Genomic DNA, 26341 nt, shown 5'->3' with positions numbered 1-26341 from the left:
CCGTCTGTCCGTTACCGACGCGAACGGCAACCGCAGCAACTTCACCTATGACGGGCATGACCGATTGACCCGCTGGACCTTCCCGTCGCCGACGACGCCGGGGTCGGTCAATCCGATCGACTACGAAAACTACACCTATGACGCGAACGGTAACCGCACACAGCTGCGTCGCCGCGACGACACGAGGATCAACTACACCTACGATGCGCTGAACCGGATGACGCTCAAAAACGTACCCGGCACCGCGCAAGACGTCTATTACGGCTACGAACTGCAGGGACAGATGCTCGAAGCGCGCTTCGGTTCGGCGGGTGGCCTCGGCATAACCAATACATACGACCAGCTTGGCCGGATGACCTCGGCTGCGAATTCCACGGGCGGCACGACGCGCACGCTGACCTATGCCTATGACCTTGCCGGCAACCGCACCCGGATTACCTATCCCGGCAGTCAGCAGTTCCATTACAGCTACGATAACCTCTACCGCCTCGACATCATCCGAGAAAACAGCACGAGCGGCACGATCATCGCCGACTTCGCCTATAACAATCTCGGCCAGCGGGTCATCAGCAGCGCCGGGGTCGGACCGGATACGACTTACGGCTACAACGCCGCCAATCGGCTCTCCAGCCTGACACAAAGCCTCACCGGCACCGCCAACGACCTGACTACGGGCTTTGCCTACAACCCGGCCGGGCAGGTGACGACGCGGACCCGCTCGAACACGCTCTACAGCTTCACCGGCTATCAGAACGAGACGCAGGCTTACGCCGCCAACGGCCTCAACCAGTATACCAGCGTCGCCGGGCAGGCCTTCACGCACGACGCCAATGGCAATCTCACCTCCGACGGCAGCAACACATACGCCTATGACAATGAGAACCGGCTGACCTCGGTATCGGGCGGATCGAGCGCCGCCCTCGAATACGATCCGCTCGGTCGGCTCATCCGGATCAGCGGCGGACCATCGGGCGATGTGCGGTTCGTGCATGACGGCGATGCGCTGGTCGCCGAGTATAGCGGCTCGGGCACGCTGCTCGCCCGCTATGTCCATGGGCCGGGCGTGGATGAGCCGCTGGTCTGGTACAATGGCGACACCGTCTCCAACGGCACCCGCCGCCACCTCCTCGCCGATCATCAGGGCAGCGTCATCGGCACATCGGACAATGATGGCGACCTGATCCGGGCCAACCGCTATGACGCATGGGGCGTCAGCGATCCCTCCAATATCGGTCGGTTCGGCTATACCGGCCAGGCCTGGTTCCCCGATGTCGGCCTCTATTACTATCGCGCCCGGATGTATGCGCCGGAAGCCGGCCGGTTCCTGCAGACCGATCCGATTGGGTATGAGGATAATCTCAATCTCTATGCCTATGTCGGGAATGATCCTTTCAACAATATCGATCCGACGGGCACTCAGTGTTACACATGCTTGAGCGGGGAACAGGTCACTAATCCTGATGGCACGGTGACGATCAGAAGTAACGAGTTGTTGCGCCTTTTTGTTCCTGGGCAAGTACAGTGGGATAATGCGAGAACCTCGTGGGCGAATGGTGATCGCGTAGGAGCGGCAGTGGCTGTTGCTGCTATGGGCGGTGAGCAAGTGTTGACCGCAGCGACGGCAGGCATCGGGCGGGCAGCGCTGATCGGAACTCAGCCAGCAAGAGCACAAGCTGCTGCGGCCACGGCCTCGTTTGCGTCCGAAAGCAGATTGCTGGATCATTTTGCAAGACACGGCGAACGTCTCGGCGTTAGTACTGCTACCGAGTACCAACAGGCCGCTAGCACGTTTTTGACTGGAAGGCCGGGGCGTGGAGTCCTTCAAACAACAAGAGCGAACGGAGATATTCGTCGTTTTGACCCAAGAACCAATGAGTTTGGTGTGATAACCGAAAGAGGTACAATTAGGACATATTTCCGGCCCGATCCGGCTCGCAACGGAATGTCAAATTTGGAGTGGTTCTTAAATGGCCGATAAGAATATATGCCCGGTATGCGGCTATCCAGACTTAGAAGAGCCGCCCTACGATGAGCATGGATGTTCGTCATTTGAAATCTGTCCAAGCTGCGGCGTAGAATTTGGGTACGATGACTCAACGACGGATCATGAAGCCCTGAGAGAAAGATGGGTAGCCGATGGAATGAAATGGCATGGGGTTGCTAAACCTCAACCATCGGACTGGAATCCTAAAGAACAGCTCAAGCGGACCGCAACCTAAGCTGCTTTATCGAACACGCTCTACAGCTATACCGGCTATCGGAACGGGACACAGGCCTATGCCGCCAACGGCCTCAACCAGTACACGGCTGTTGCCGGGCAGGCGTTCACGCACGACGCCAATGGCAACCTCGCTTCGGACGGGGTCAACACCTACGCCTATTACAATGAGAACCGGCTGACCGCGGTATCGGGCGGATCGAGCGCCGCCCTTGAATATGATCCCCTCGGCCGGCTCACCCGCATATCGGGCGGGCCTTCGGGCGATATACGGTTCGTACATGACGGCGATGCGCTGGTCGCCGAGTATAGCGGATCGGGCACGCTGCTCGCCCGCTATGTCCATGGGCCGGGGGTGGACGAGCCGCTGGTCTGGTATGACGGGTACACAATGTTGTTCGTCATCCGCCAATTCCTCGACGCCGACTCTGCGGGAGCCGATCGGTCAGAAGCGAATACCAATATTTCCCATCGCTCGGTTTTCGCGATTCCGAAGCCTGGGAAAAAGTTGAAAATTGTCAGCACTGGGATTTAGGGGTTGGCTGGAAACACCAAAGCTGCTGCGTAGGCTGAGTCCGTTTTCGCCGCCAATCCGGATGTCGATTTCCGTTAGATTTTCTTCATTGTCGGATCGGTAACCGGCAAGCCATCGCGCCCTTGTATTCGAATCGAGGGGCTGACCCGACGGAGGCAAGATGCGTAATTGCAACCAATCGTCGCCGCGACTGGCATTGCCAAGCAGTTCGGGAGAAGATTCATTTAGCCCGGTAATATAACCCCCAGAAAATGTGGGTGTATCGATGGATCGTACTGGCTCCAACTCGAAGTCAGCCGGGCCGATCCTTTCATCGGAAAGCGATGACTGGCTGAAAGCTGCTGGGACCGAGCCGAAACTAATAATAGTGGCAATCCCCAAACAAGTAGAAGCTCTCCGCCAACTTAGACTTGCTGCATGTCTCATTACCTATTTTCCCATACGAGCAAGTGAATATAGCATCTTCCGGCCAACGCTCAAAATTCAGCCGACGCCGCGAACGAGTTCCAACACGCTCAACAGCTTCACTGGCTATCAGTGGGACACAGGCTCATGCCGCTAACGGCCTCAATCAATATACGAGCGTCTCCGGGCAGGCCTTCACCCATGACGCCAATGGCAACCTGACTTCGGACGGCGTCAACACATACATCTATGACGATGAGAACCGGCTGTTGAGCGCGACGGGCACGGTATCGGGCAGCCTAACGTACGACGGCCTGGGCCGGCTGCTGACCAGCGCGGGCGGAACGATTAGGCTTGCTTACGGTCGAATGGGATCACCTGGGCTCCGCCGCTCATGGTATCGAGTTGATCGCTCCACCATTGCGCCATCTCGACGCGCTCTTCCCAATATTTGCCACGATGATACGCTGCCCGCGTCGCGTTCGTATCCTTGTGCGCCAAGGCCCGCTCGATCGCGTCCGGGCTGAATTTCCCACTTTCGTTCAGCAGTGTGCTAGCTGTCGAACGAAAGCCGTGTGCGGTCATTTCCTTGCCGGTGTAGCCCAGCCGCCTCAGAGCCGCGTTGATCGTATTCTCTGACATCGGCCGATTGCCAGGATAAAGCGAAGAGAACATATAGCGTTGCCCGGCGCTAATCGCCTTGGCAGACTCCAGTAGTTCCAACGATTGACGCGACAAGGGCACTAGATGGGCATTGCGCATCTTCATTTTCTCCGCTGGTATCGCCCAGATCGCCGCATCCAGATCAAACTCGTCCCATTCGCACGCCGCAACTCGCCCGGGCGCACGAATAGGTGCGGCGTGAGCTTCAGCGCAAGGCAGGTGAGCGGATGGCCGGAATAGCCGTCAATGGCGCGCAGCAATGCGCCGACCTCCTTCGGGTCGGTTATAGCGCTGTGATGCGTCACTTTGGGAGCCACCAACGCGCCGCGAAGCAGCGCGGATGGATCAGCCGATGCGCGCGATGTCGCAACGCCATAACGGAAGATGCGGCTGGCCAGTGAGCGCATCCGCCGAGCGGTCTCCAGATGTCCTTTTTTCTCGACCTTCTGCAATGTCGCTAGCAACTCGGCAGGCGTCACGTCCGCGATCGGGCGATGGCCAAGGTCGCCTTCCATCAATGAGAACAACCAACGCGTTTTCTTGATCGTGACCGCCGCGCGCCCCTCCCGCGCAATCTTGTCGATATATTCCTCGCCGACGGCCTTGAACGTATTCGCTGCCGCTTCTTTCGCGGCTTCCGCCTCGTCCACCTTCACTTCCGACGGATCGATGCCATCGGCGATGTGTGCGCGGGCTTCGTCGCGGCGCTGTCGCGCCAGTTTCAGGCTGACATCGGGATAAATGCCCAGCGACAGCTTCTTCTCCTTATCGTCAATCCGGTATTTCAGCCGCCAGAGCTTTCCACCGGACGGCTGCAGCAAAAGAAACAGCCCGCGCTCATCGAAAAGCTTGATCGGCTTCGGGCCATGTTTCGCATTCCTGATTCGCGTGTCCGTCAATGCCATTTGGGGGCCACTCCTGAAGCGGGTTTCAAAGTGGCCCCAAATGTGGCCCCCAAAATACTCCGGCTGTGGGCGGACGAAGGCGAACATTGGCGACCAATGCAGCCTCATTTTTACCGGTTTTCTGGGGTTTTCGCAAGCTTTTACGAACATCTGCGAATGGTCAAATGGTGCCCAGAAGAGGACTCGAACCTCCACGTCCACAAAGGACACCAGCACCTGAAGCTGGCGCGTCTACCAATTCCGCCATCTGGGCCCGCGGCTCCGGCGAAAGGCTCGCCGGAATGCAGGCTGCGCGCTATGATGGCGGATCGCGCGCTTGTCAATCCGTTGGCGAAACGCCATCTGGGCCATGCGTATCTAAAGGAGCGGATTTGCGATGCAGGACAGGCTGGTAACGATGTTCGGCGGCGGCGGCTTTCTGGGCCGCTATGTCGCACAGGACCTGCTGAAGGCCGGGCTCCGCATCCGCATCGCCGAGCGCAATCCGGGCGACGCGTTTTTCATCAAGCCGATGGGCGGCCTGGGCCAGACACAGTTCGTATCGGCCGACATTACCAAGCCCGAAACGCTGCCGCGCGCGCTCGAAGGCGCGGACGCGGCGATCAATTTCGTCGGTATCCTCAAGGGCGATTTCCGCAAGGTTCATGCCGACGGCGCGCGCAATGCGGCGGAAGCGGCCAAGGCGGCCGGCGTGCGCGATTTCGTGCAGATCTCGTCCATCGGCGCATCGCCGGACGCGCAATCGCTCTATTCCCGCACCAAGGCGATGGGCGAAGAGGCCGTGCGCGCGGCCCTGCCCGATGCGATCATCATGCGCCCCTCGGTCGTGTTCGGGCCGGAGGACGGATTTCTCAACCGCTTCGCCAGCCTCGCCCGCATGGCGCCATTGATGGTGCCCGTGATGCGGCCCAACACGAAATTCCAGCCCGTCTATGTCGCGGACGTGGCGGACGCGGTCGCGAAGGTGCTGCAGAACCCGGCGGAGTATCGCGGACGCACGTTCGAGCTCGGCGGGCCGCAGGTCATGTCGATGCGCGAGATCAACGGCTTCATCCTCAAAGCGATCGGTAAGCCGGACAAGCCGATCTTCCAGGTGCCGGACGCGCTCGGCAGCACGATGGCGCGGTTCGGCTTCCTGCCCGGCGCACCGATCAGCTGGGACCAGTGGCTCTCGCTGCAAAGCGATAACGTCGTCGCCGACGATGCCGAAGGGTTCGAGGCGCTGGGCATAACCCCGCGCCCACTCGCCGCCGTGGCGGACAAGTGGCTGGTCCAGTACAAGTCGCAAGGCCGCTTCGCGAACCAGGCCCTGGACGACGCCTGACCGGGAGGCATAAGGCAAAGGCAAGGGGAGGAACGCGGCCGTGAACGACAGCAAGACCGACACGGCCGGCCAGCAACCCAGCGTCTTCATCAGCCATCACAGCGCACACGAACATTCCGCGCGGCGGCTCAAGAAAATCCTCGAACGCAACGGCTTTACGGGCTGGATGGCGCCGGACGACGTGCCGCCCGGCAAGGCGTTCGACGACGCGATCGTCGAGCAGATCGGCCGCGCCGACGTTATCGTGCTGCTGTTCAGCCGGGGCGCCGATACCTCACGCCATGTGAAGCGCGAGATGATCCTCGCCGACAATCAGGGCAAGCCCGTCTATCCGGTGCGGCTCGAGGAAGTGCCGGCCGAGGGCCTCGCTTATTGGCTCAACGATCAGCAATGGGTCGACTGGTTCGACGGCAAGGACGCGACGATCCAGCGCGCGCTCGATGCGATCCGCAGCCAGATCGCGGAAGCGGCCGGTGCCGCGCCCGATGCGCTGGCGGCCGACGATGTGCGCGGATTTGCCGAGCGGCTGCGGCGGCCGCGCGGGTCTTACACGCGCAGCATCTGGCAGCGGCGGATCGGCTGGGGCGCGCTGGCGGCAAGCCTCGCAGCCGCAGCGTTCGTACTGGTGCCGCAACTGAGCGTGGCGCCGGAGGCGGAGGAAACGAGCGCGCCGTTGATCCGGGCCGGGCTATGGGAAACGCGGCTCGATGTCAGCCAGATCCTGCAGACGCAAAACCCCGATGCCGATGCGATGCGCGCCTGGGAGGCGGCGTTCGAGCTCGAAGCGCCGCAATTCTGCGTGAGCGAAGAGGAAGCGCAGATGCCCGGCATCGCCTTTTTCGATCCCCATGGCCGTAACCAGTGCGCGCTCGTCGATATCGCCATGGCGGACGGCGACCTCGCACTCGCCATGGAATGCCAGCCGAACAGCCTCGAAGGCGATAATCTCAACCTCTCGATGGACGGGCAGTATACGAGCGACGGCTATGTCGCCGATGCCGAATATGCGTACGACCAGGGAACGGACCGCGAGTTCCGCTTCCTTGTGCGCCAGACCGCCCGCTATCTGGGACCCTGTGCCGAGGACGATAGCGAAGCGGTGGAGACCGCGGGCTAGCGGCTCAGAACATCCAGAGCAGCACGATCCCGAGCAGCACGCGATAGACGACGAAGACCATCATCGAGGCCTTGCGCAGAAAGCGCATCAGGAAGTGCATCGTCGCTAGCGCGGCGAAGAAGGTGAGCGTGCCGGTGATCAGCGCTTCGGTCACGAGATCGCCGCCGACTTCCATGATCTCGGGCACGATCAACACCCCTGCCCCGGCCACCGCCGGGATCGAGAGGAGGAAGGAGAAGCGCGCGGCCTCCACGCGTTTGTAGCCCAGGAAGCGCGCCGCCGTCATCGTCACGCCCGAGCGGCTCGTGCCGGGGATCAGCGCCAGCGCCTGGGCGAGGCCGACCACGATCGCGTCGCGCAGCGACATATCCTCATAGACTTTTTCCTGCCGGCCGAACCGGTCGGCGAGGCCCAGCAGCAGGCCATAGACGATCAGGTTGACGGCCACGAGATCGGTCGAGCGGAAGCTGTCGAGATAGCCCTGCGACTGAAGAAAGAACCCGAAAGCGACGGCCGGGATCGTGCCGATCACGATCCACCAGAACAGCCGCTTCTGCTCCGGCGCCTTGCCGATCCCCACGGTCGAAAACCCGCCGCGGACGAGCCCCCACGCATCGCGGAAGAAATAGACGATGATCGCGAGCAGCGAACCGACATGGACGGCAACGTCGATCAGTGGCCCCTGGTCCTCCGCGCCGAGGAATACCGGCGTCAGGATCAGATGGCCGGACGAGGAGATCGGCAGGAACTCCGTCACCCCCTGCACGATGGCCGTGATCAGCATTTGGAGGAATGTCATGCGCGCCCAGTATCACAGCCGATTCCGCCCTGTCTCGCGCTATTATAGGTCCGTTTCGGCCATTTAAGATCGCCTTTGCCGATCTTACGCCTGCTTGCGCACGAAATAATCCGTCTATTAGGCAGTTATACTGACCTATATGCGCGTTTTCCGCGTGACTTCGCCATTTTTCCTGTTAGCGTATCCCCTTCAACGGAGAATCCGATGGCAGACAATCCAATGCTCAAATTTGTGGGCGTTGAGCAGGCCTATCCTGCGAAACGCGCGCCCGGTACGCGAAGCGAGGACTTCGACGAGATCGCGCGCGCCTATGCCATGGAAAAGGCCGAGGAACAGTCGGCCCGCTGCTCGCAATGCGGCGTCCCCTATTGCTCGGTCCATTGTCCGCTGCACAATCATATCCCCGACTGGCTGAAGCTGACCGCCGAGGGCCGGCTGCGCGAAGCCTATGAGCTGTCCAACGCCACCTCGACGATGCCCGAGATTTGCGGCCGCATCTGCCCGCAAGACCGGCTGTGCGAGGGCAATTGCGTGATCGAGTTTTCCGGCCATGGCGCCGTCACCATCGGCGCGATCGAGAAATACATCACCGATACGGCCTGGAAGGAAGGCTGGGTCGAGCCCATCGTGCCCGTCCGCGATCGCTCGGCGCAATCGGTCGGCGTGATCGGCGGCGGACCCGCCGGGCTGACGACCGCGGAATATATGCGCGGGCACGGATACGACGTGCATGTCTATGACCGACATGACCGGGCCGGCGGCCTGCTGACCTATGGTATTCCCGGCTTCAAGCTCGAAAAGGATGTCGTGATGCGCCGCGTCCAGCGCCTCAAGGATAGCGGCATCCAGTTGCACGAAAATTTCGAGGTCGGCCGCGACGCGAGCCTGGCCGAACTGCGCGAGAAACATGACGCGCTGCTGATCGCCACCGGCGTGTACAAGGCGCGGCAGCTGAAGGCCCCCGGCGTCGGCACCGAGGGCGTCGTCGAGGCGCTCGATTTCCTGATCGCGTCCAACCGCAAGGGCTTCGGCGAGAAGGTCGAGGCGTTCGACAGTGGTGCGCTTAACGCGGCGAACAAGAATGTCGTCGTGATCGGCGGCGGCGATACGGCGATGGACTGCGTGCGCACCGCCGTCCGCCAGGGTGCGAAATCGGTGAAATGCCTGTACCGGCGCGACCGCGACAATATGCCCGGTTCGCAGAACGAAGTCCGCAACGCGGAAGAGGAAGGCGTCGAGTTCGTCTGGCTCTCCGCGCCCCAGGCGTTCGAGGGCACCGAGGGCGTGACCGGCGTGAAGGCGCACAAGATGCGGCTCGGCCAGCCCGACGCCTCGGGCCGCCGCGCGCCGCAGGTCGATCCCGGCAGCGAGTTCCAGCTCGACGCCGATCTCGCGATCAAGGCGCTGGGTTTCGATGCGGAAGACCTGCCCGGCATGTTCGGCAGCCCGGACCTGTCCGTCACCCGCTGGGGCACGCTGCGCGTCGATCACAAGACCATGCAGACGAGCCTCGACGGCGTGTTCGCCGCAGGCGATATTGTACGCGGCGCGAGCCTCGTCGTCTGGGCGATTCGCGACGGCCGCGATGTCGCCGCGCATATGCACAACTATCTCAAGGCGAAGGCGGCGGCCACAACGGAAACCGTTCGCGAAGAGGAATTGGCATGAACAGGGCTTTGGTCATTCTTTCCATGGGTATGGCGGCAATCGGCGCGCCGCTCGCTGCGCAGACGCCGCCTGCCCCGCCGGCTGCGGAAGCGCCCGATCCCGACCGGGTCGAGGAAGCGCGCGAATTGCTCGATCTCGTCCTGCCGCCCGAGCGGCGAGAGACGATGATGATGCAGATGATCGAACCGTCCATGGCCAATGTCGAACAGGGCCTGATGGAATCGCCGCAATTCATGGACGCCATGCGCGAAGACCCCGCGATGCAGCAGATGTTCGTCGAACTGCTGCAGCGCCAGCGCGTCGCGACGCGCGAGCTGATGGCCGCCTCGCTACCGGGCCTGATCGACGCGATGAGCCGCGCCTATGCGCGCCGCTTCACCGTTCGCCAGTTGCGCGACATGCAGGACTTTTTCGAAAGCGATACCGGCCAGGCCTATCTCGCCGAAGCGCCCGCGATCATGGCCGATCCCGATGTCGGCGCGTGGCAGCGCAACCTGACCGTCCAGTCGATGGCGATGATGGAGAGCGAGATCGAGGCGCTGATGGCGCATGTCGAACACCGCGCGCCGGGCCCGGCGACCAACCGGCCCGTCACCAGCAGCAATCTCGATGCGATGCGCGGTGGCGGGGAGCCCGATGCGGCTGGCGTCGACGAGCAGCCGGCAGAACAGGAGTAGGCGCATGAAAGGAATATCGATTGCGGTAGCGGCGATGTTGGCCATCGCCCCGGCGCCGCTCCTCGCGCAGACGCCGACTGCGCCCGTAAGCCCCGACCTCGAGGCGCGGATGGAGCTGGCCCGCGAAATCGCCGTGCTGGCGCGCGCCGAGGAACAGCTCGACCATGCCTTCGAGCGGCTGCGCCCCGGCGCCGTCTCGAACATGCTGGACCAGCTCATGCGGGTCAGCCCGGCGCGCGATATCGGCGCGGAGATCGAGAGCCGCTATCCGGGCGGCCAGGCCGGATTCGAACGCGAATTTTCGCGCCGCTACGCCGAGCAGTTCCGCACCCATTATCCCGAGATTCTCGAGGAGATCGCGCACTATTGGGCGCAGAACATGTCGCTCGAGGAACTCCAGGCGACCGCCGCCTTCTTCCGCACCGATCTCGGCAGCGCCTGGGTCAGGCTGCTCCCGAGCGTCTACCAGAACATGACCGCGCTCGGCCGGCAATACAGCCTGCAAGCGGGGATCGTTGTCGCGGGCGAGATGATGAACGCGTTCGACAGCAATAATGGCGGTGCTGAACCTGCTGAGGACATGGAAGGCACCGAATGACCGATACCCCCGCCCATAATCGCCTCGCCACGGAAGGCATGTACCATGCCGATATGGAGCATGATGCCTGCGGCGTCGGACTGATCGCGGCGATCGACGGGCAGCCCTCGCGGCGCGTTGTCGAGGCGGGGATCGAGGCGCTCAAGGCCGTCTGGCATCGCGGCGCGGTCGATGCGGACGGCAAGACCGGCGACGGCGCGGGCATTCTCGTCGACCTGCCCGAGCGCTTTTTCGACGAGGCGATCGCTGACAGCGGGCACAAGGTGCTGCCCAACCGGCTGGCGGTCGGCATGGTGTTCCTGCCGCGCACCGATCTCAACGCGCAGGAAACCTGCCGGACGATCGTCGAGAGCGAGATCATCGAATTCGGCTATGAGATTTACGGCTGGCGGCAGGTGCCCGTCGATATCTCGGTGATCGGCACCAAGGCGCAGGCGACCCGGCCCGAGATCGAGCAGATCATGATCGCCGGGCCGATGCCCGACGATGTGGACGCCGCGGAGTTCGAGAAAAACCTGTTCCTCATCCGCAAACGCATTGAGAAGCGGATCGTCCAGGCGCAGGTGCGCGATTTCTATATCTGCAGCCTCTCCTGCCGGAACATCGTCTATAAAGGCCTGTTCCTCGCGGAATCGCTGTCGACCTTCTATCCGGACCTGACCGACGAGCGGTTCGAGAGCCGCATAGCAATCTTCCACCAGCGCTATTCGACCAACACCTTTCCCCAATGGTGGCTGGCCCAGCCGTTCCGGAGCCTTGCGCATAATGGCGAGATCAACACGATCCGCGGCAACAGGAACTGGATGCAGAGCCATGAGATCAAGATGGCGAGCCTCGCATTCGGCGACCATTCGGAAGAGATCAAACCGCTGATCCCGGCCGGGTCCTCTGACACGGCTGCGCTCGATGCTGTGTTCGAAACGATCTGCCGCTCGGGCCGCGATGCGCCAACGGCCAAACTCATGCTCGTGCCCGAAGCGTGGCAGCATGACGACGACATCCCCAAGCCGCATCAGGACATGTACGCTTACCTCGCGAGCATGATGGAGCCCTGGGACGGGCCGGCCGCGCTCGCGATGACGGACGGCCGCTGGATCGTCGCGGGCATGGATCGCAATGCGCTGCGCCCCTTGCGTACGACGCAAACGTCGGACGGGCTGCTGATCGTCGGTTCGGAAACCGGGATGGTCGTCGTGCCCGAAAGCCAGATCGTGAAGAAGGGCCAACTCGGCCCCGGCCAGATGATCGCCGTCGATCTCGAGGAAGGCGAACTGTTCGAGGATCTGGCGATCAAGGACAAGATCGCGGGCGAGCGCCCTTATGGCGAATGGGTGAAAGGCTTCAAGACGAGCGCCGACCTGCCCAAGCCCAAAAAGCGTTACGCGCCGGACTGGGAGCGCGCGGAGCTGCTCCGTCGCCAGGTCGCTGCCGGGCAGACGATGGAGGATATGGAGCTGATCCTCGCGCCGATGGTCGAAACCGCCAAGGAAGCGATCGGATCGATGGGCGACGATACGCCGCTCGCCGTGATCTCCGGCAAGCCGCGCCTGATCAGCCAGTTCTTCCGGCAGAATTTCAGCCAGGTGACGAACCCGCCGATCGACAGCTTGCGCGAACGCCATGTGATGAGCCTCAAGACGCGCTTCGCGAACTTCGCCAACATCCTCGACAAGGAAGCCGAGCAGGACAGTGTACTCGTGCTCGATTCTCCGGTCCTCACCTCCGACCAATGGGGCGGGCTCAAGGAAGGCTTTGGCGACGTCGCCGCCGAGATCGATTGCACTTATGAGACAGGCGGCACGCTGCGCGAGGCCATCGCAACCGTCCGCAAACAGGCCGAACAGGTGGTGCGTGAGGGCCATATCGAGCTGTTCCTGACGGACGAAAATACCGGGCCCGACCGGATCGCTATCCCGATGGTACTCGCCGCCGCGGCCGTCCACACGCATCTCAAGCGCCAGGGGCTGCGCAGCTATGCGTCCGTGAACGTGCGCTCGGCCGAATGTCTCGACACCCATTATTTCGCGGTGCTGATCGGCGTCGGCGCGACGACGGTGAACGCCTATGTCACCGAGGCGGCGATTGCAGAGCGCCATGCGCGGGGCCTGTTCGTCGATCTGACGCTCGAAGACTGTCTGGAACGCTACCAGCTCGCGATCGACGAGGGCCTCAGAAAGATCATGTCGAAGATGGGGATCGCGGTGATCTCCAGTTATCGCGGCGGCTATAATTTCGAGGCGGTCGGGCTCTCGCGCTCGCTGGTCAACGAGTTCTTCCCCGGTATGCCCGCCAAGATTTCGGGCGAAGGCTATGCCTCGCTCCAGCTCAATGCCGAGCTGCGCCATGAAGCCGCCTGGGATCCGGCGGTCGTCACCCTCCCCATCGGCGGCTTCTACCGCCAGCGCGCGGGCGAAGAGAGCCACGCCTTTTCCGCCCCGCTCATGCACCTGCTGCAGACCGCGGTCAGCACCGACAGCTATTCGAGCTACCTCCAATTCTCGCGCGGCGTGCGCGACCTCGAGCCCGTCTATCTGCGCGACCTTATGGAGTTCAACTACGCCAAGGAACCGGTGCCGATCGACGAGGTCGAGGCGATCACCGAGATACGCAAGCGTTTCGTCACGCCCGGCATGAGCCTCGGCGCGCTCTCACCCGAAGCGCATGAAACGCTGGCCATCGCGATGAACCGGATCGGCGCGAAGGCGGTGTCCGGCGAAGGCGGCGAGGATGTCGAGCGCTACACGCCGCGCAGCAATGGCGACAATGCGAACAGCGTGATCAAGCAGATCGCGAGTGGCCGCTTCGGCGTTACGGCCGAATATCTGAACGCGTGCGACGAGATCGAAATCAAGGTCGCCCAGGGCGCAAAGCCCGGCGAAGGCGGGCAACTGCCCGGCTTCAAGGTGACCGAGTTCATCGCCAAGCTCCGCCATTCGACGCCGGGCGTAACGCTGATCTCCCCGCCCCCGCATCACGACATCTATTCGATCGAAGACCTGGCGCAGCTCATCTACGACCTCAAACAGATCAACCCCAAGGCGCGGGTCTGCGTGAAGCTCGTCAGCTCCGCGGGCATCGGCACGGTCGCCGCCGGCGTCGCCAAGGCGCATGCCGATGTGATCCTCGTCGCCGGCAATACGGGCGGCACCGGCGCCTCGCCGCAGACGTCGATAAAGTACGCCGGCACGCCGTGGGAAATGGGTCTTAGCGAGGTCAATCAGGTGCTGACGCTCAACGGCCTCAGGCATCGCATCCGCCTGCGCACCGATGGGGGGCTGAAAACGGGCCGCGATATCGTGATCGCCGCGATCCTCGGCGCCGAGGAATTCGGCATCGGCACGTTATCGCTGGTGGCCATGGGCTGCATCATGGTGCGGCAGTGCCATTCCAACACCTGCCCGGTCGGCGTCTGCACGCAGGACGAGCGGTTGCGCGAGAAGTTCGTCGGCACGCCCGAACGCGTCATCAACCTGATGACGTTCATCGCCGAAGAAGTGCGCGAGATATTGGCGCGCCTCGGCTTCCGCTCGCTCGACGAGGTGATTGGCCGGACCGAATTGCTGCGTCAGGTCTCGCGCGGGGCCGAGCATCTCGACGATCTCGACCTCAATCCGATCCTCGCCAAGGTCGACGCACCGGACGAAGAACGGCGCTTCAATATCGAGGGCTGGCGCAACGAAGTGCCCGACAGCCTCGATGCGCAGATGATTGCCGATACCCAGGCCGTGTTCGAGCGCGGCGAGAAGATGCAGCTCACCTATACGGTCCGCAACACCCACCGCGCGGTCGGCACGCGGCTATCGTCCGAAGTCACGCGCCGCTTTGGCATGTCCGAACTTGCCGACGATCACGTCCATGTCCGCCTGCGCGGATCGGCGGGGCAATCGCTGGGCGCGTTCCTGTGCAAGGGCATTACGCTCGAAGTGTTCGGCGATGCGAACGACTATGTCGGCAAGGGGCTTTCGGGCGGCCATATCGTCGTCCGCCCGACCGTCTCCTCGCCGCTCGAGAGCAAGGACAATACGATCATCGGCAACACGGTCCTTTACGGCGCTACGGCCGGCAAGCTGTTCGCCGCCGGGCGCGCGGGCGAGCGGTTCGCGGTGCGCAATTCGGGCGCGGAGGTCGTGATCGAGGGCGCGGGCGCGAATGCCTGCGAATATATGACCGGCGGGATCGCCGTCATCCTCGGCCGCGTCGGCAAGAATTTCGGCGCGGGCATGACCGGCGGCATGGCCTTCGTCCTCGACGAAGACGGGCTGCTCGAGCGTCATGCCAATCCCGAAAGCATCGTCTGGCAACGCCTCGCCTCTTCGCACTGGGAGGAACGGCTGCTCGAACTGATCGGCGAACATGCCAAGGCGACCGACAGCCCCTGGGCCCATTCGATCATCGACGACTGGGACCGCTGGCAGAGCCATTTCTGGCAGGTCTGCCCGAAGGAAATGATCGGCCGCCTCGATCACCCGCTCAGCGACGAGGAAGAGATCGCGGCCGCCGAATAGCGGCGGCGCTGCGCCTAAAGCCCCTCGACGGCCCTGCTGACGAGGATATTGACCGAGACGCGGCGGTTCTGTGCCCGGCCTTCGGCGGTCGTGTTATCGGCGAGCGGGTCCGCTTCGGCCATGCCGGTGGGCGTCAGCATGCGCCACGGCGCCCAGCCGCATTCCTGCTGCAGATAATTGACCACGCGCCCGGCCCGCCTTTCGCTCAGCACCTGATTATAGTCCTGATCGCCGACGGAATCGGTATAGCCGACGACGAGCAACAGCGCGTTGTCCGTCGCATCGGCTTGCGCGGCGGTCGCGCATAGCTCGCTCTCGGCCTGGGACGAGAGCTGCCAGCGGCCGGTATCGAAATAGACGTTCGTCGTGCCGCGAATATTATACTGATCGATATCGCCGACGCGGCCGCGCAGCGCTTCGGTCGCCGCCGTCTGTTCGGCAAAGCCCTGGGCCGTGCCCGTACGGATCATCGAGGCGGTTTCGAGATCCTCGTTGCTGAAGCGGATTTCGCTCGCGACCAGCCCGCTATTCCATTCGACGGTCTGCACCGTGACCGGCAGGCCGTTGAGCAGCGAGTCGGCGCCGAGCGTGGTGCGGCCGAGGCCGAGAAAACCGCCACGGCCCCTGATATCGGTCGCTTCGGAGATGAGGATCGTCGTCATGCTGCCGTCCGCGCTCGATACCCGCATGGCTTCGCCATCGCGCGCCGAAATCAGGCCTTCGATCTCGGGGCCCGGCGTCAATCCGGTGAGATCGGCCGGCGCCGAACCGTAGACGAGGATCGATTCCGCGCCCGTGGCCGGGTCCATCTCCTGCGCCGAGACGCTGGCCGGTATCGGCGTCGCGAGGATGGCGATACACGCCAATGCTTTGGGCCCTCTGATAATGATCTGCACGATGGTTCTCCTTCAACCTCTCAGGACCGCATAACATGGCCGTGAATTTTCGCTAAACTTGCCGATCTGTGAAGAGTTCCCACCCCCCACGGGCGGCGGGACGTTTGGAGCAAATCCTGCGGTAAACGGTTAACGCGCCCTTAGCTTCACGTTGCCCATTGCGCACCGCCCGATAAGAACATATAGTGAACACAGAGGAGGATCCGCCATGCAGATGCCCAATTATATCGAGCTCGCAACGACCGACATGGAGGCCATGAAAGCCTTCTACACAGCAGCATTTGATGTCGAATTCACCGATTACGGCCCCGAATATGCGGGCGCCAATACGGATATTTTCGAGATGGGTCTCGCCTGTTTCGGCGAGACTCCGCCGCCCCTGCCCGGCTTTCAGACCGACGACATTGCGGCGGCGGAAAAGGCGGTGCGCGCGGCGGGCGGCGTCATCGTCAAGGAAACATACGCTTTTCCCGGCGGGCGGCGCTTCCACTTTCGCGATCCGGGCGGCAACGAGCTGCTCGTCTATCAGTATGAGACTGAAGGCTGATTTCGCCATTCAGCCGAGACTCATTTCGCTTCGGTCAAGAAGTTGCTAAACATTCGATCCTGATTCCGGGAGATTTTTCATGCGCGTATGGCCGCTTCTCGCTCCGCTGGCGCTGGCAACCGCCGCCCCCGCACTCGCCCAGGACGGCGATATCTGGGACGACGATCCCTATGCGGCGCAGGATGAAACCGTGATCGCCGTCGACCGGTTCATGGATGTGCTGCTCGATCTGCCGATCGGACGGCTCGCTGGCTCCGTACCCAATGTCGAGATCGAGGGCGATGTCCGCCCCGACGATACGCTGCGCGACATGATGGTCCGCAACGATCCCAACGCCGAGGAAGATCTGCGCGGCAAGGCCCGCATGGCAACCGCGATGATCGGCTCGATGCTCAGCGAAATCGAAACGATGATCCCCGAACTCGAAAGCTGGGCCGAGCGGTTCGGCAACGCGGTTCCCGAATAACAAACAACCGAAAATCCGGCCGCCGCGGGAACGGGTCTCTCGTGCCTCTTACTAGGGCCGCATGAACGCGCGCACATCCGCCATCGAAGCCGCCAGAATCGCGACGCGCGATGTGTATGAGCGGCGGGCGCACGTTTGGGACAAGGACCGTCCCCGTTCCCTGTACGAGAAACCATGGCTCGATCAATTTGCGGCGGCGGTCGGGGGAAGTGGCCGCCTGCTCGATCTCGGATGCGGCGCCGGCGAACCTATTGCGGCCTATTTCATCGAAGCTGGCTTTACGCTCGTCGGTGTCGATTACTCGGACGCAATGATCGCGCTCGCGCGCCGCCGCTATCCGCAGGCGGAGTGGCTGGTCCGCGACATGCGACAGCTCGACCTGCCCGGCCGTTTCGATGGCATCTATAGCTGGGACGGCCTCTTCCATCTGTCCGTCGCCGAGCAGCGCGCCGCCCTGCCCGATCTCGCGGACCGGATCGGCGATGGCGGCGCGATACTGCTGACGGTGGGCACCGGCGAAGGCGAGGTCACCGGCACGGTGGGCGGCGAAACAGTTTATCACGCCAGCCTGTCCGAAGCGGAATATCGCGATATCCTGAGAAGCGCCGGGTTCCGGGAGATTACCTTCGTTCCGGAAGATCCCGAATGCCTCGGCCGATCGGTGCTGATGGCATCGCGCAAGCGCATCGCCTGACGAATAACCGCTGGACGGATTCCCCCGCCGCGCTACAAGCGCAGCGCATGTGGGAACTCTATCAATTTCCGCTCTGTCCGTTCAGCCGCAAGGTGCGGCTGCTGCTCGGCGAAAAGGGCATCGGCTACGATCTCGTGCGGGAATCGCCATGGGAGCGGCGCGACGAGTTTCTCGACATCAATCCCGCGGGCAAGACGCCGATCATGGTCGAAAAGGACAAGGGCGCGACGCTGATCGACAGCCGCGCGATCTGCGAATATTTCGAGGAGACGGTGGATGCCGCGCGCATGATTACCGGCCCGGCCGGCAGCCGCGCCGAAATCCGCCGCCTCGTCGCCTGGTTCGACGAGAATTTCTATGTCGATGTCGTCGCCCCGCTCATGCATGAGCGCATGTTCAAACGGCTCTTCCACCGCGAGGCGCCCGACGGCACGGTACTGCGCGAAGCGATGAAGGCCGCGGATTCGCATCTCGACTATATCGATTATCTGCTCGACCATCGCCGCTGGGTCGGCGGATCGACGCTGAGCCTTGCCGACCTGGCCGGCGCCGCGCAGATTTCGGTCGCCGACTATCTGGGCGGGTTCAACTGGTCGAGCCACAAACAGGCCAAGGCCTGGTATGCGGGGCTGAAAAGCCGGCCGAGCTTCCGCCCCTTGCTGTCCGAACGCATGGAAGTGATTTCGCCGCCTGCCCATTACGACAAGGTCGATTTCTGACGCGATGGCGTTTCTCGTAAGCGAGTATAATTTCTGTTTTTTCGCGGCCCCGGCGACGGGCAGCACCGCGGTCATCGTGGCCCTGCAGGAGGCCGGGATCGGAGCCTTCTGGCCGGCGGAGGATATCGTCGAGGACGGCCGCCGGATCGCGCCGAGCAAGCACAGCACATTGCCGCAGCTCCGTGATGCGGGGATTGCCGAACCGGTCGAACCGGCGATCAAGGTCGTCGGCGTGCGCAACATGTTTTCCTGGTATGTCGCCAAATTTCTGCGCAACCGCACCAGCCGGATGCGCAACGTGAAGAACAAGAAGAGCTGGATCTACGATCTCCCACCCGACGAGCGGGACCGCTATATCGAAAAGCTGACGCGCCAGTCCGAAATGACGTTCGAGGAGTTTCTCCATGACGGGCTGGACCGGCACGACGCCATCGACGTGCACGAAGCCTTTCACCTAGAGATGGACGTCTATCTGCATCAGGAAGCGCTGGCGGGCGAGTTCGCCGCGTTCGGCGGAGCAATCGGCCTGCCCGCCGACATCATCATCAAGCCGTACAATGTCACCGGCGCGATGCCCGCGGACCGCACCTATAAAGACTATTATACCCAAGAACTTGTCGACTATCTCTACGAGAAGACCGCGCCCTTTTTCGCGCGTTTCCCCGAATATTCGTTCGACGGTTACGATCCCGCGCGGGCCCGGCCGCTGCAGATCGAGCGGCAGGTTCCCACCCGCTAAGACGCCAAGTCAGCGCGCCGGAATTGCCGTCACCAGATAGTTGAGCGCGGTGCGGTCGCTGACTTCGAAACCGCGGGCCGGCGAAAAACTCAGACCCGAAATATCGGTAACGCGCAGCCCGGCCGTTTCCAGCAGTTCGGTCAGCTCTTCGGGCGTCAGGAACTTGTTCCAGTCATGCGTGCCCTTGGGGATGAGGCCTGCCCCCTCGCCAACCGTGATCATCGCCAGCCTCGAAAGCCCGGTGCGGTTGGGCGTCGACATGACGAGCAGACCGCCGGGCGCCAGCGCATCGGCCAGCCCTTGCGCGAACGCCGCCGGATCGGCGACATGTTCGATCACCTCCATACAGGTAACGAGATCGTATGGCCCGTCTGCTACCTCGATTCCGCCCGCGCGATAGTCGATCTCGAGCCCCGACTGCGCGGCGTGCGCCTTGGCCGCGGCGATATTCTCCGCCGCCGCATCGATACCGGTAACGTCCGCGCCGAGGCGCGCGAGCGGTTCGGCGAGCAGGCCCGCCCCGCACCCGATATCGGCCGCGCGCTTGCCGGCCAGCGGATGCCGCTCATATTCCGCACTGCCCCAATGCTGGTCGATCGCCTCGCGGATATAGCGCAGGCGCGGCGGATTGAGCCGGTGCAGAATCGCGGACGATCCCTTCGGGTCCCACCACTCGGCCGCGAGCCTGCCGAAATGTTCGGCCTCTTTCGGATCGACGGAGTTTTGCGGTTCCGGGGACGATGCTGCACTTGCGTTCATAACCCGCCCTGCCTAACAGGATCGCCCGCGCTCTGCCATGGGGCAAAGCGCATTTTTTCGGGGGTTTTCGGCAGTTCAATGGCCCGCATCGTGATGAAATTCGGCGGCACGTCCATGGCCGGGATCGAGCGGATCCGGGCCGTCGCCGAACGCGTGAAGAGCGAGGTCGACAAGGGCAACGACGTTGCGGTGATCGTATCCGCGATGGCCGGCGAAACCGACCGGCTCGTCCAGTTCTGCCGCGAAGCATCGTCGCTTTACGATCCGCGCGAATATGATGTCGTCGTAGCGTCGGGCGAACAGGTGTCGTCCGGGCTGCTCGCCATCATGCTCCAGTCGATGGATGTCGATGCGCGCAGCTGGATGGGCTGGCAGCTGCCGATCCGGACCTCGGAAGCCTATAGCTCGGCGCGGATCGACGATATCGACGCGGACATTCTCCGCGAAGCGATCGCGGGCGGCAAGGTCGCGGTCATTCCCGGCTTCCAGGGCATGACGCGCGAGGGCCGGCTGGCGACGCTCGGCCGCGGCGGATCGGACACGTCGGCGGTGGCGATCGCGGCGGCGGTGCAAGCCGATCGCTGCGACATCTACACCGATGTCGACGGCGTCTACACGACCGATCCGCGCATCGTGCCCAAGGCGCGCAAGCTTTCGAAAATCACCTATGAGGAGATGCTGGAGCTCGCCAGCGTCGGCGCGAAAGTGCTGCAGACCCGCTCGGTCGGGCTGGCGATGAAGCATCGCGTACCACTCCAGGTGCTATCTTCCTTCGAGGACAAGCCGGGCACGATGATCGTCGACGAGACGGAATTTGAGGACAAGGATATGGAACAGCAGCTGATCACCGGCATCGCCTATGCCAAGAACGAGGCGAAGGTCACGCTCACCTCGATCGCCGACAAGCCCGGCTCGGTCGCCGCGATCTTCAAGCCGCTCGCCGAGGGCAACATCAACGTCGACATGATCGTGCAGAATTTCGCGCGCGATACCGGCAATACGGACGTGACCTTCACCGTCCCGTCGGACGATCTCGCCCGCTCGCTCGACATCCTCGAACAGGCGAAGGATTCGATCGGTTACCGCGAGATCATCCATGATACCGATGTCTGCAAAGTCTCGGTCGTCGGCGTCGGCATGCGCAGCCATGCGGGCGTCGCCTCCACCATGTTCGAAACGCTGGCCGATCGCGGCATCAACATCATGGCGATCACGACCAGCGAGATCAAAGTCAGCGTGCTGATCGAGGAAGACTATACCGAGCTCGCCGTGCGCGTGCTGCACACGGCCTACGGCCTCGACCAGCAGGATGACGCGGCGTGAATGATGCCGCCCAATTCTCGTCATTCCCGCGAAAGCGGGAATCCCGCTTCTTTCTTGCCACGCCGCCGGGAGTTGGGATCGAAGAAGAAAATCGGGATTCCCGCTTTCGCGGGAATGACGGTGTTGGAGACATCGCATGACCACGACCATCGACGACATCAAAACCATGATGCAGCGCGGCCGGGATTTTCTCGGCACCGAATATGCAATCATGGGCGGCGCGATGAGCTGGATTTCGGAGCGCAACCTCGTCTCCGCCATCTCGAACGCCGGCGGCTTCGGCGTCATCGCCTGCGGCGCGATGGAACCGCACATGCTCGACGAGGAGATCGCCGAAACCAGGAAGCGCACCGACAAGCCGTTCGGCGTCAACCTCATCACCATGCACCCGCAGCTCGACGAACTGATCCAGGTCTGCGCGGATCATGAAGTCGGCCATGTCGTGCTCGCCGGCGGGCTGCCGCCGGGCTGGGCGATCCCGAAGATCAAGGAATTCGGCGCCAAGCTGATCTGCTTCGCCCCGGCGCTCTCGCTGGCGAAGAAGCTGCACCGCACCGGTGTCGACGCGCTGGTGATCGAGGGGATGGAAGCGGGCGGCCATATTGGGCCGGTTTCGACATCCGTCCTCGCCCAGGAAATCCTTCCCGAGCTGCGCGACGAGCTGCCGATCTTCATCGCCGGCGGCATCGGCCGGGGGCACGCGATCGCGGCCTGGCTCGAAGTGGGCGCGGTCGGCGTCCAGCTCGGCACGCGCTTCGTCTGCGCCACCGAATGCATTGCGCATCCGGACTTCAAAAAGGCGTTCATGCGCGCCCCGGCCCGCGACGCGATCGTCAGCACGCAGATCGACGATCGTCTTCCGGTTATCCCCGTCCGCGCGCTCAAGAACAAGGGCACGCAGGAGTTCAACAAGAAGCAGATCGAGGTCGCCAAGCTGCTCGATGCGGGCGAGATCGAGATGGGCGAGGCGCAGCTCCAGATCGAACATTTCTGGGCCGGCGCGCTGCGCCGCGCGGTGATCGACGGCGATGTCGAAAACGGCTCGCTGATGGCCGGCCAGAGCGTCGGGATGGTGAAGACCGAGGAACCGGTCGCCGACATCATCGCCGGGCTGATGGACGAGGCGGTCAAGGCGCTGGAGAAGAACCGGGGCTGATTTCGCCCGGCGGACAAACGGCCAGGCCTTCGCGGCGGTGCCCGATGCGGTTATACTGCGCGCCTCGAAAAGGGAGGAACTGCCCATGCGGAGCGTCTGTAATCGCCGTGCTTTTCTGAACCGGATCGGAGCGGCGACCTCGCTCGGCGCGCTCGCAGTGATCAGCGGCGCGAAGGCGCACGCGCAAAGCACCGATAGCGATACCGCCGAAGCAGAACCGGAACCCGCGCCGACCGGCATTACCGATGCCGATGCCGGCGCGTCGGCCGACCCGGTGGGGCATGGGCTCGGCGCGCCGGAGGCAGAAGCGCCGGCCGCGCGGCCGAGCAGCCCCATGACCGACAGCGACACCGGATCGATGGCCGACCCGGCCGGCCGCGGGCGCGGACTGACCCAGCATTTCCGGCCCGACAACAGCCGCAGCGACAGCGATACCGGCGCCACGGCCGATCCGGCGCGAGTCGGCAACGCGAAACCGGAATAGGCGGGCAGAGGTCGGCATGGTGAAGACCGAGGAACCGGTCGCCGATATCATCGCCAGCCTGATGGACGAGGCGGTCAAGGCGCTGGAGAAGAACCGGGGCTGATTTCGCCCGGCGGACAAACGGCCAGGCCTTCGCGGCGGTGCCCGATGCGGTTATACTGCGCGCCTCGAAAAGGGAGGAACTGCCCATGCGGAGCGTCTGTAATCGCCGTGCTTTTCTGAACCGGATCGGAGCGGCGACCTCGCTCGGCGCGCTCGCAGTGATCAGCGGCGCGAAGGCGCACGCGCAAAGCACCGATAGCGATACCGCCGAAGCAGAACCGGAACCCGCGCCGACCGGCATTACCGATGCCGATGCCGGCGCGTCGGCCGACCCGGTGGGGCATGGGCTCGGCGCGCCGGAGGCAGAAGCGCCGGCCGCGCGGCCGAGCAGCCCCATGACCGACAGCGACACCGGATCGACGGCAGACCCGGCCGGCCGCGGGCGCGGACTGACACAGCATTTCCGCCCCGACAACAGCCGCAGCGACAGCGACACCGGCGCCACGGCCGATCCGGCGCGGGTCGGCAAAGCGAAACCGGAATAGGCGGCGCCCTTCGCCGCGCGGTGATCAACGGCGATGTCGAAAACGGCTCGCTGATGGCTGGCCAGAGTGTCGGGGTGGTGAAGACCGAGGAACCAGTCGCCGATATCATCGCCAGCCTGATGGACGAGACGGTCAAGGGCTGGAGAAGAACCGGAGACAAGCACAGACCCAACGCTACACCGTTAGGGATGTTTAGGCGGCGGAGATGTGCCCCCTTCTTATCGAGAGAAAGAAACCACAGCGACTAGCTAGAGTTCTCTGTTATCGGCCATTCGAGTCCTTCTGTGTTAAACGTGAACTGCCGATTCCCGTTACTGTAGAATGGGAGCTCGATAATTACCCTCTCCGATCCTTGAATCCGCGAAAGCAATGGTCTTGGAAATCGAAAAAACACGATTTCGCTGTTGTAATCGGCGGACGTGTTAAGGCTTAAAGTTTCTGGATTTCCGTCGATATTTATCAGGCCCGAACAGCCATCGTACGATCGGCACACAATCTGAGAAGGACGCGCCTCAACGAATATGTCGAGTCCGTATGAGGGGTGCTGCCGTATCACAAGTCGAGCTCTTGTGCCTCCATCGTACGGAGGTGACAGAAAGACCTGGTTTTCGCTAGTTATGGATGCTGTCTTTATGTCCGCACCACGAGCTTCGTCTTGCGAGACGATATACTGCCAATTACCGATAGTTTCGGACGTTGAATCCTCCCCCAACGCACCTGCCGCGGCTGCTTCCATTTCTGCCATTATCGCATCGGCCTCTGCTCCGATATCCGTCGCAGTATCCTCGGCGAACGTTGAGCCAGAGTCCTGCCCGCCTGCAAGGCTTGCGTAGAGAAAAAAGGCCGCAAGAATTAGGCCGCCAATCAAAAGCGGCTTCGCGCTTACATTTGGATTTTCGGTAAATCCGTTCTCGGTACTCGAAGACTCAGTCTCTTGGATGCTCGGTGGATTTTTCGTTTCGACCAAAGGACTCTTTGAAAACTCATAATTGCAGAATCGGCAAATCCTCGCTTCAGATTTAACAAATTCAGCACAATCCGGGCATTGTTTTTCTGAATCCCCCACTGCACTCTCCAAGCTCAAGTAAGTATCCAAACCATTGGATACTATCCACTATTCAACAACCCCTCTTCAAGACGAATCCGAATAGAATCTTCAAAACGGATTCACCGTAAACCCCTCCTGCTGCAGCAGCGCGTGCGCCGTCATTGCGGATAGCGCCATATCGACGCCGGGCAGCAGGTCGCCGAGGCCGATCTCGTAATAGGCGGCGGTCTGGCCGCACAGGATGATCTGGACATTGTTGGCGAGCAGCGCCTCGATCGCCGCGGCGTTCGCATCCTCCGCGCCGTCCTGCCGGGCCGCGTAGAATTCGGCGCGCGTCAGATCGAGCGATGCCTGGCCATGGACGACGACCGCGACGCGGATATTCTCGCGCGGCACACCGGCCGCGACATGCATGTTGATGAAGCGCGCGGCGCTGTTGAGCGTCCGGTTGATCTCGCCCACATCCGCGCGGGTCGCCGTGTCGAAAGCGACCGCGAACTGTGCGTCGGCCGGGATGGCCATGGTCGTTTCGACATCGGCGGTCTGGCCGAAATCGGTGAAGACCGGGCCGGTGCGGAACGCATCCGGTTGCGCGGCGAGCGGCGTTGCGATGAGGCAGGCGGCGGTCAGGGCGGCGGCGAATGTGCGCATGGGATATCCTTCCGGCAACGGCGTTTGGCCTTCCCTATCGCTCCACCCATCGGTGCACCAGCCGGCCGAACCCTATTTCCTGTCCTACAGGCGCCCCGCCATGCTATCGTCACCGCAATCGCCCCGCGTCCGTCCGTTCGGCCGCGCGCGGGACAGGCTCTTTGATCCGTCGATCCACGGGAACCGCGAACTGCGCCGGCACAGCTCGCCCGGAATAGCTCGCTACGCGTCAACTTTGTCAACTTAGCGCCAGGATGACCCACGATTGCCCAGGCCCAGTGTCAACCAGTGTCAACCGCGGGTCGGTTCAGCCGATCTCTTTCGCGAGCAGGATCATCTTGCGCCGGTCTTCATAGACCGGCTTTTCGAAGGTCCGCGAACCGATCTCGAGGAAGCCCCAGCTCAAATAGGCGCCATAGGCCCAGTCCGCGCTGTCCATCACGTCGAGCCAGATATGATCGCCGCCATGGTCGCGCGCATAATCTTCGACGGCATCGTACAGCCGCTTGCCAAGGCCCGACCCGCGTACATTGGGCAGCACATAGACCCGCCGGAGTTCGACGCCGCTCTCGCTCCCGGTGGACGGATTTTTGGAGCCGCGCACGGCCATGGCGAACCCCACGGCAACACCGTCGCTCTCGGCCACCCAGAAAGCCGTGTTTTCGTCTTCCATCGCGGATCGCACGGCCGCTTCGCCATAGGTTTCGAGATGCCGCATGAGCGGCGCCGGTTCGGGCCAGAGATAGCCATAGGCGGCCGCATAGGAGGCAGGCCCGACGATGCCGAGCTGCGCCGCGTCTTCGGCCTGCGCGCGCCTGATCGTATAGTCCGCCATCGAACGACCCCTGTCTCTCTGGA

Annotated in this window: 25 protein-coding genes, 1 tRNA gene and 1 pseudogene; 17 read left to right on the top strand and 10 right to left on the bottom strand. The window is 62.8% G+C overall.

The features are described from left to right. On the top strand, positions 1 to 1978 hold a 1978-nt coding region (locus ACTS1Z_RS06295), incomplete at its 5' end, for an RHS repeat-associated core domain-containing protein (RefSeq protein ID WP_442623594.1). 685 nt (positions 1979 to 2663) lie between these two features. On the opposite strand, the gene ACTS1Z_RS06290 is transcribed toward ACTS1Z_RS06295, so the two are convergent. From ACTS1Z_RS06290 to ACTS1Z_RS06275, 4 genes are all read right to left on the bottom strand, one after another. Further along, complete coding sequence (locus ACTS1Z_RS06290) at positions 2664 to 3179, bottom strand: hypothetical protein (RefSeq protein ID WP_442623593.1); 516 nt, start codon at positions 3177 to 3179, stop codon at positions 2664 to 2666. Between the two features lie 327 nt (positions 3180 to 3506). Then, positions 3507 to 3926 (bottom strand): tyrosine-type recombinase/integrase, encoded by a 420-nt coding sequence (locus ACTS1Z_RS06285; RefSeq protein WP_442623592.1) that lies wholly within the window; start codon positions 3924 to 3926, stop codon positions 3507 to 3509. Further along, entirely contained in the window at positions 3923 to 4726 is an 804-nt protein-coding gene (locus ACTS1Z_RS06280; protein WP_442623591.1) for a tyrosine-type recombinase/integrase, read from the bottom strand. Before ACTS1Z_RS06280 ends, ACTS1Z_RS06285 begins: the two co-directional genes overlap by 4 nt. A 165-nt stretch (positions 4727 to 4891) precedes the next feature. Beyond that, positions 4892 to 4979: transfer RNA gene (locus ACTS1Z_RS06275), tRNA-Leu, on the bottom strand. 123 nt (positions 4980 to 5102) lie between these two features. Between ACTS1Z_RS06275 and ACTS1Z_RS06270 the strand changes: the two genes are divergently transcribed. Next, positions 5103 to 6050 carry a complex I NDUFA9 subunit family protein gene (locus ACTS1Z_RS06270; protein WP_442623590.1) on the top strand — a complete coding sequence of 316 codons (948 nt, stop codon included), beginning with the start codon at positions 5103 to 5105 and terminating at the stop codon, positions 6048 to 6050. Positions 6051 to 6090: 40 nt separating this feature from the next. Continuing rightward, complete coding sequence (locus tag ACTS1Z_RS06265) at positions 6091 to 7167, top strand: TIR domain-containing protein (RefSeq protein WP_442623589.1); 1077 nt, start codon at positions 6091 to 6093, stop codon at positions 7165 to 7167. Positions 7168 to 7171: 4 nt separating this feature from the next. Here the strand turns inward: ACTS1Z_RS06265 and ACTS1Z_RS06260 are convergent, their stop codons facing one another. Then, complete coding sequence (locus ACTS1Z_RS06260) at positions 7172 to 7966, bottom strand: undecaprenyl-diphosphate phosphatase (RefSeq protein ID WP_442623588.1); 795 nt, start codon at positions 7964 to 7966, stop codon at positions 7172 to 7174. A 204-nt stretch (positions 7967 to 8170) separates the two neighbouring features. Here ACTS1Z_RS06260 and ACTS1Z_RS06255 point away from each other — a divergent pair, with 204 nt between their 5' ends. Genes ACTS1Z_RS06255 through gltB form a run of 4 tightly spaced genes read left to right on the top strand, consistent with a single transcriptional unit; the run spans position 8171 to position 15414 of the window. Beyond that, entirely contained in the window at positions 8171 to 9634 is a 1464-nt protein-coding gene (locus tag ACTS1Z_RS06255) for an NAD(P)-dependent oxidoreductase (protein WP_442623587.1), read from the top strand. Beyond that, positions 9631 to 10311, top strand: a complete 681-nt coding sequence (locus ACTS1Z_RS06250) for a DUF2059 domain-containing protein (RefSeq protein WP_442623586.1) — start codon at positions 9631 to 9633, stop codon at positions 10309 to 10311. The genes ACTS1Z_RS06255 and ACTS1Z_RS06250 overlap by 4 nt, the downstream gene beginning before the upstream one ends. Before the next feature lie 4 nt (positions 10312 to 10315). Then, entirely contained in the window at positions 10316 to 10909 is a 594-nt protein-coding gene (locus ACTS1Z_RS06245; RefSeq protein WP_442623585.1) for a DUF2059 domain-containing protein, read from the top strand. Beyond that, complete coding sequence (gene gltB, locus ACTS1Z_RS06240; RefSeq protein ID WP_442623584.1) at positions 10906 to 15414, top strand: glutamate synthase large subunit; 4509 nt, start codon at positions 10906 to 10908, stop codon at positions 15412 to 15414. The genes ACTS1Z_RS06245 and gltB overlap by 4 nt, the downstream gene beginning before the upstream one ends. A gap of 14 nt (positions 15415 to 15428) precedes the next feature. Here the strand turns inward: gltB and ACTS1Z_RS06235 are convergent, their stop codons facing one another. Continuing rightward, complete coding sequence (locus ACTS1Z_RS06235; RefSeq protein WP_442623583.1) at positions 15429 to 16310, bottom strand: OmpA family protein; 882 nt, start codon at positions 16308 to 16310, stop codon at positions 15429 to 15431. A gap of 208 nt (positions 16311 to 16518) precedes the next feature. On the opposite strand from ACTS1Z_RS06235, the gene ACTS1Z_RS06230 reads away from it, so the two are divergent. The 5 genes from ACTS1Z_RS06230 (at position 16519) to ACTS1Z_RS06210 (ending at position 19475) form a co-directional block, all read left to right on the top strand. Beyond that, positions 16519 to 16857, top strand: coding sequence for a VOC family protein (locus ACTS1Z_RS06230; protein ID WP_442623582.1), 339 nt, complete (start codon positions 16519 to 16521; stop codon positions 16855 to 16857). Positions 16858 to 16936: 79 nt separating this feature from the next. Then, complete coding sequence (locus ACTS1Z_RS06225) at positions 16937 to 17323, top strand: hypothetical protein (protein WP_442623581.1); 387 nt, start codon at positions 16937 to 16939, stop codon at positions 17321 to 17323. A gap of 61 nt (positions 17324 to 17384) precedes the next feature. After that, positions 17385 to 18017 carry a class I SAM-dependent DNA methyltransferase gene (locus ACTS1Z_RS06220; RefSeq protein ID WP_442623580.1) on the top strand — a complete coding sequence of 211 codons (633 nt, stop codon included), beginning with the start codon at positions 17385 to 17387 and terminating at the stop codon, positions 18015 to 18017. Positions 18018 to 18064: 47 nt separating this feature from the next. Beyond that, complete coding sequence (locus tag ACTS1Z_RS06215) at positions 18065 to 18736, top strand: glutathione S-transferase family protein (RefSeq protein WP_442623597.1); 672 nt, start codon at positions 18065 to 18067, stop codon at positions 18734 to 18736. A gap of 4 nt (positions 18737 to 18740) precedes the next feature. Beyond that, positions 18741 to 19475: a hypothetical protein gene (locus ACTS1Z_RS06210; protein ID WP_442623579.1), complete on the top strand. Its 735-nt coding sequence runs from the start codon at positions 18741 to 18743 to the stop codon at positions 19473 to 19475. A 9-nt stretch (positions 19476 to 19484) separates the two neighbouring features. On the opposite strand, the gene ubiG is transcribed toward ACTS1Z_RS06210, so the two are convergent. Continuing rightward, positions 19485 to 20234 carry a bifunctional 2-polyprenyl-6-hydroxyphenol methylase/3-demethylubiquinol 3-O-methyltransferase UbiG gene (gene ubiG, locus ACTS1Z_RS06205; protein WP_442623578.1) on the bottom strand — a complete coding sequence of 250 codons (750 nt, stop codon included), beginning with the start codon at positions 20232 to 20234 and terminating at the stop codon, positions 19485 to 19487. Between the two features lie 78 nt (positions 20235 to 20312). On the opposite strand from ubiG, the gene ACTS1Z_RS06200 reads away from it, so the two are divergent. From ACTS1Z_RS06200 to ACTS1Z_RS06180, 5 genes and pseudogenes are all read left to right on the top strand, one after another. Continuing rightward, positions 20313 to 21557, top strand: a complete 1245-nt coding sequence (locus tag ACTS1Z_RS06200; protein ID WP_442623577.1) for an aspartate kinase — start codon at positions 20313 to 20315, stop codon at positions 21555 to 21557. 169 nt (positions 21558 to 21726) lie between these two features. Further along, a complete protein-coding gene (locus ACTS1Z_RS06195; protein ID WP_442623596.1) occupies positions 21727 to 22713 on the top strand; it encodes an NAD(P)H-dependent flavin oxidoreductase in 987 nt (328 codons plus the stop codon). An 85-nt stretch (positions 22714 to 22798) separates the two neighbouring features. Further along, positions 22799 to 23197, top strand: coding sequence for a hypothetical protein (locus tag ACTS1Z_RS06190; RefSeq protein WP_442623576.1), 399 nt, complete (start codon positions 22799 to 22801; stop codon positions 23195 to 23197). A gap of 188 nt (positions 23198 to 23385) precedes the next feature. Then, positions 23386 to 23784 (top strand): hypothetical protein, encoded by a 399-nt coding sequence (locus ACTS1Z_RS06185; protein WP_442623575.1) that lies wholly within the window; start codon positions 23386 to 23388, stop codon positions 23782 to 23784. A 2-nt stretch (positions 23785 to 23786) separates the two neighbouring features. Beyond that, positions 23787 to 23915, top strand: a pseudogene (locus tag ACTS1Z_RS06180) (2-nitropropane dioxygenase); the annotation flags it as partial. 113 nt (positions 23916 to 24028) lie between these two features. Here the strand turns inward: ACTS1Z_RS06180 and ACTS1Z_RS06175 are convergent. The 3 genes from ACTS1Z_RS06175 to ACTS1Z_RS06165 all read right to left on the bottom strand — a co-directional run bounded on the left by ACTS1Z_RS06175 (position 24029) and on the right by ACTS1Z_RS06165 (position 26318). After that, complete coding sequence (locus ACTS1Z_RS06175) at positions 24029 to 24850, bottom strand: zinc ribbon domain-containing protein (RefSeq protein WP_442623574.1); 822 nt, start codon at positions 24848 to 24850, stop codon at positions 24029 to 24031. A 90-nt stretch (positions 24851 to 24940) separates the two neighbouring features. Then, positions 24941 to 25483, bottom strand: a complete 543-nt coding sequence (locus ACTS1Z_RS06170; protein ID WP_442623573.1) for a DsrE family protein — start codon at positions 25481 to 25483, stop codon at positions 24941 to 24943. Between the two features lie 307 nt (positions 25484 to 25790). After that, positions 25791 to 26318 carry a GNAT family N-acetyltransferase gene (locus tag ACTS1Z_RS06165; RefSeq protein ID WP_442623572.1) on the bottom strand — a complete coding sequence of 176 codons (528 nt, stop codon included), beginning with the start codon at positions 26316 to 26318 and terminating at the stop codon, positions 25791 to 25793. Positions 26319 to 26341 lie beyond the last annotated feature (23 nt).

It is taken from the genome of Parasphingopyxis sp., from assembly GCF_052168295.1.
GTDB lineage: Bacteria > Pseudomonadota > Alphaproteobacteria > Sphingomonadales > Sphingomonadaceae > Parasphingopyxis.
Note: the sequence above shows the minus strand (reverse complement) of the source record. Positions and strands in the feature narration are given on the sequence as shown.

Bases quoted from the DNA above. Each gene is read 5' to 3' on its own strand.
- ACTS1Z_RS06290 (WP_442623593.1), bottom strand. From the start codon at position 3,179: ATGAGACATGCAGCAAGTCTAAGTTGGCGGAGAGCTTCTACTTGTTTG.
- ACTS1Z_RS06285 (WP_442623592.1), bottom strand. From the start codon at position 3,926: ATGAAGATGCGCAATGCCCATCTAGTGCCCTTGTCGCGTCAATCGTTG.
- ACTS1Z_RS06280 (WP_442623591.1), bottom strand. From the start codon at position 4,726: ATGGCATTGACGGACACGCGAATCAGGAATGCGAAACATGGCCCGAAG.
- ACTS1Z_RS06270 (WP_442623590.1), top strand. From the start codon at position 5,103: ATGCAGGACAGGCTGGTAACGATGTTCGGCGGCGGCGGCTTTCTGGGC.
- ACTS1Z_RS06260 (WP_442623588.1), bottom strand. From the start codon at position 7,966: ATGACATTCCTCCAAATGCTGATCACGGCCATCGTGCAGGGGGTGACG.
- ACTS1Z_RS06255 (WP_442623587.1), top strand. From the start codon at position 8,171: ATGGCAGACAATCCAATGCTCAAATTTGTGGGCGTTGAGCAGGCCTAT.
- ACTS1Z_RS06250 (WP_442623586.1), top strand. From the start codon at position 9,631: ATGAACAGGGCTTTGGTCATTCTTTCCATGGGTATGGCGGCAATCGGC.
- ACTS1Z_RS06245 (WP_442623585.1), top strand. From the start codon at position 10,316: ATGAAAGGAATATCGATTGCGGTAGCGGCGATGTTGGCCATCGCCCCG.
- gltB (WP_442623584.1), top strand. From the start codon at position 10,906: ATGACCGATACCCCCGCCCATAATCGCCTCGCCACGGAAGGCATGTAC.
- ACTS1Z_RS06230 (WP_442623582.1), top strand. From the start codon at position 16,519: ATGCAGATGCCCAATTATATCGAGCTCGCAACGACCGACATGGAGGCC.
- ACTS1Z_RS06225 (WP_442623581.1), top strand. From the start codon at position 16,937: ATGCGCGTATGGCCGCTTCTCGCTCCGCTGGCGCTGGCAACCGCCGCC.
- ACTS1Z_RS06220 (WP_442623580.1), top strand. From the start codon at position 17,385: ATGAACGCGCGCACATCCGCCATCGAAGCCGCCAGAATCGCGACGCGC.
- ACTS1Z_RS06215 (WP_442623597.1), top strand. From the start codon at position 18,065: ATGTGGGAACTCTATCAATTTCCGCTCTGTCCGTTCAGCCGCAAGGTG.
- ACTS1Z_RS06210 (WP_442623579.1), top strand. From the start codon at position 18,741: ATGGCGTTTCTCGTAAGCGAGTATAATTTCTGTTTTTTCGCGGCCCCG.
- ubiG (WP_442623578.1), bottom strand. From the start codon at position 20,234: ATGAACGCAAGTGCAGCATCGTCCCCGGAACCGCAAAACTCCGTCGAT.
- ACTS1Z_RS06200 (WP_442623577.1), top strand. From the start codon at position 20,313: ATGGCCCGCATCGTGATGAAATTCGGCGGCACGTCCATGGCCGGGATC.
- ACTS1Z_RS06195 (WP_442623596.1), top strand. From the start codon at position 21,727: ATGCAGCGCGGCCGGGATTTTCTCGGCACCGAATATGCAATCATGGGC.
- ACTS1Z_RS06190 (WP_442623576.1), top strand. From the start codon at position 22,799: ATGCGGAGCGTCTGTAATCGCCGTGCTTTTCTGAACCGGATCGGAGCG.
- ACTS1Z_RS06185 (WP_442623575.1), top strand. From the start codon at position 23,386: ATGCGGAGCGTCTGTAATCGCCGTGCTTTTCTGAACCGGATCGGAGCG.
- ACTS1Z_RS06170 (WP_442623573.1), bottom strand. From the start codon at position 25,483: ATGCGCACATTCGCCGCCGCCCTGACCGCCGCCTGCCTCATCGCAACG.
- ACTS1Z_RS06165 (WP_442623572.1), bottom strand. From the start codon at position 26,318: ATGGCGGACTATACGATCAGGCGCGCGCAGGCCGAAGACGCGGCGCAG.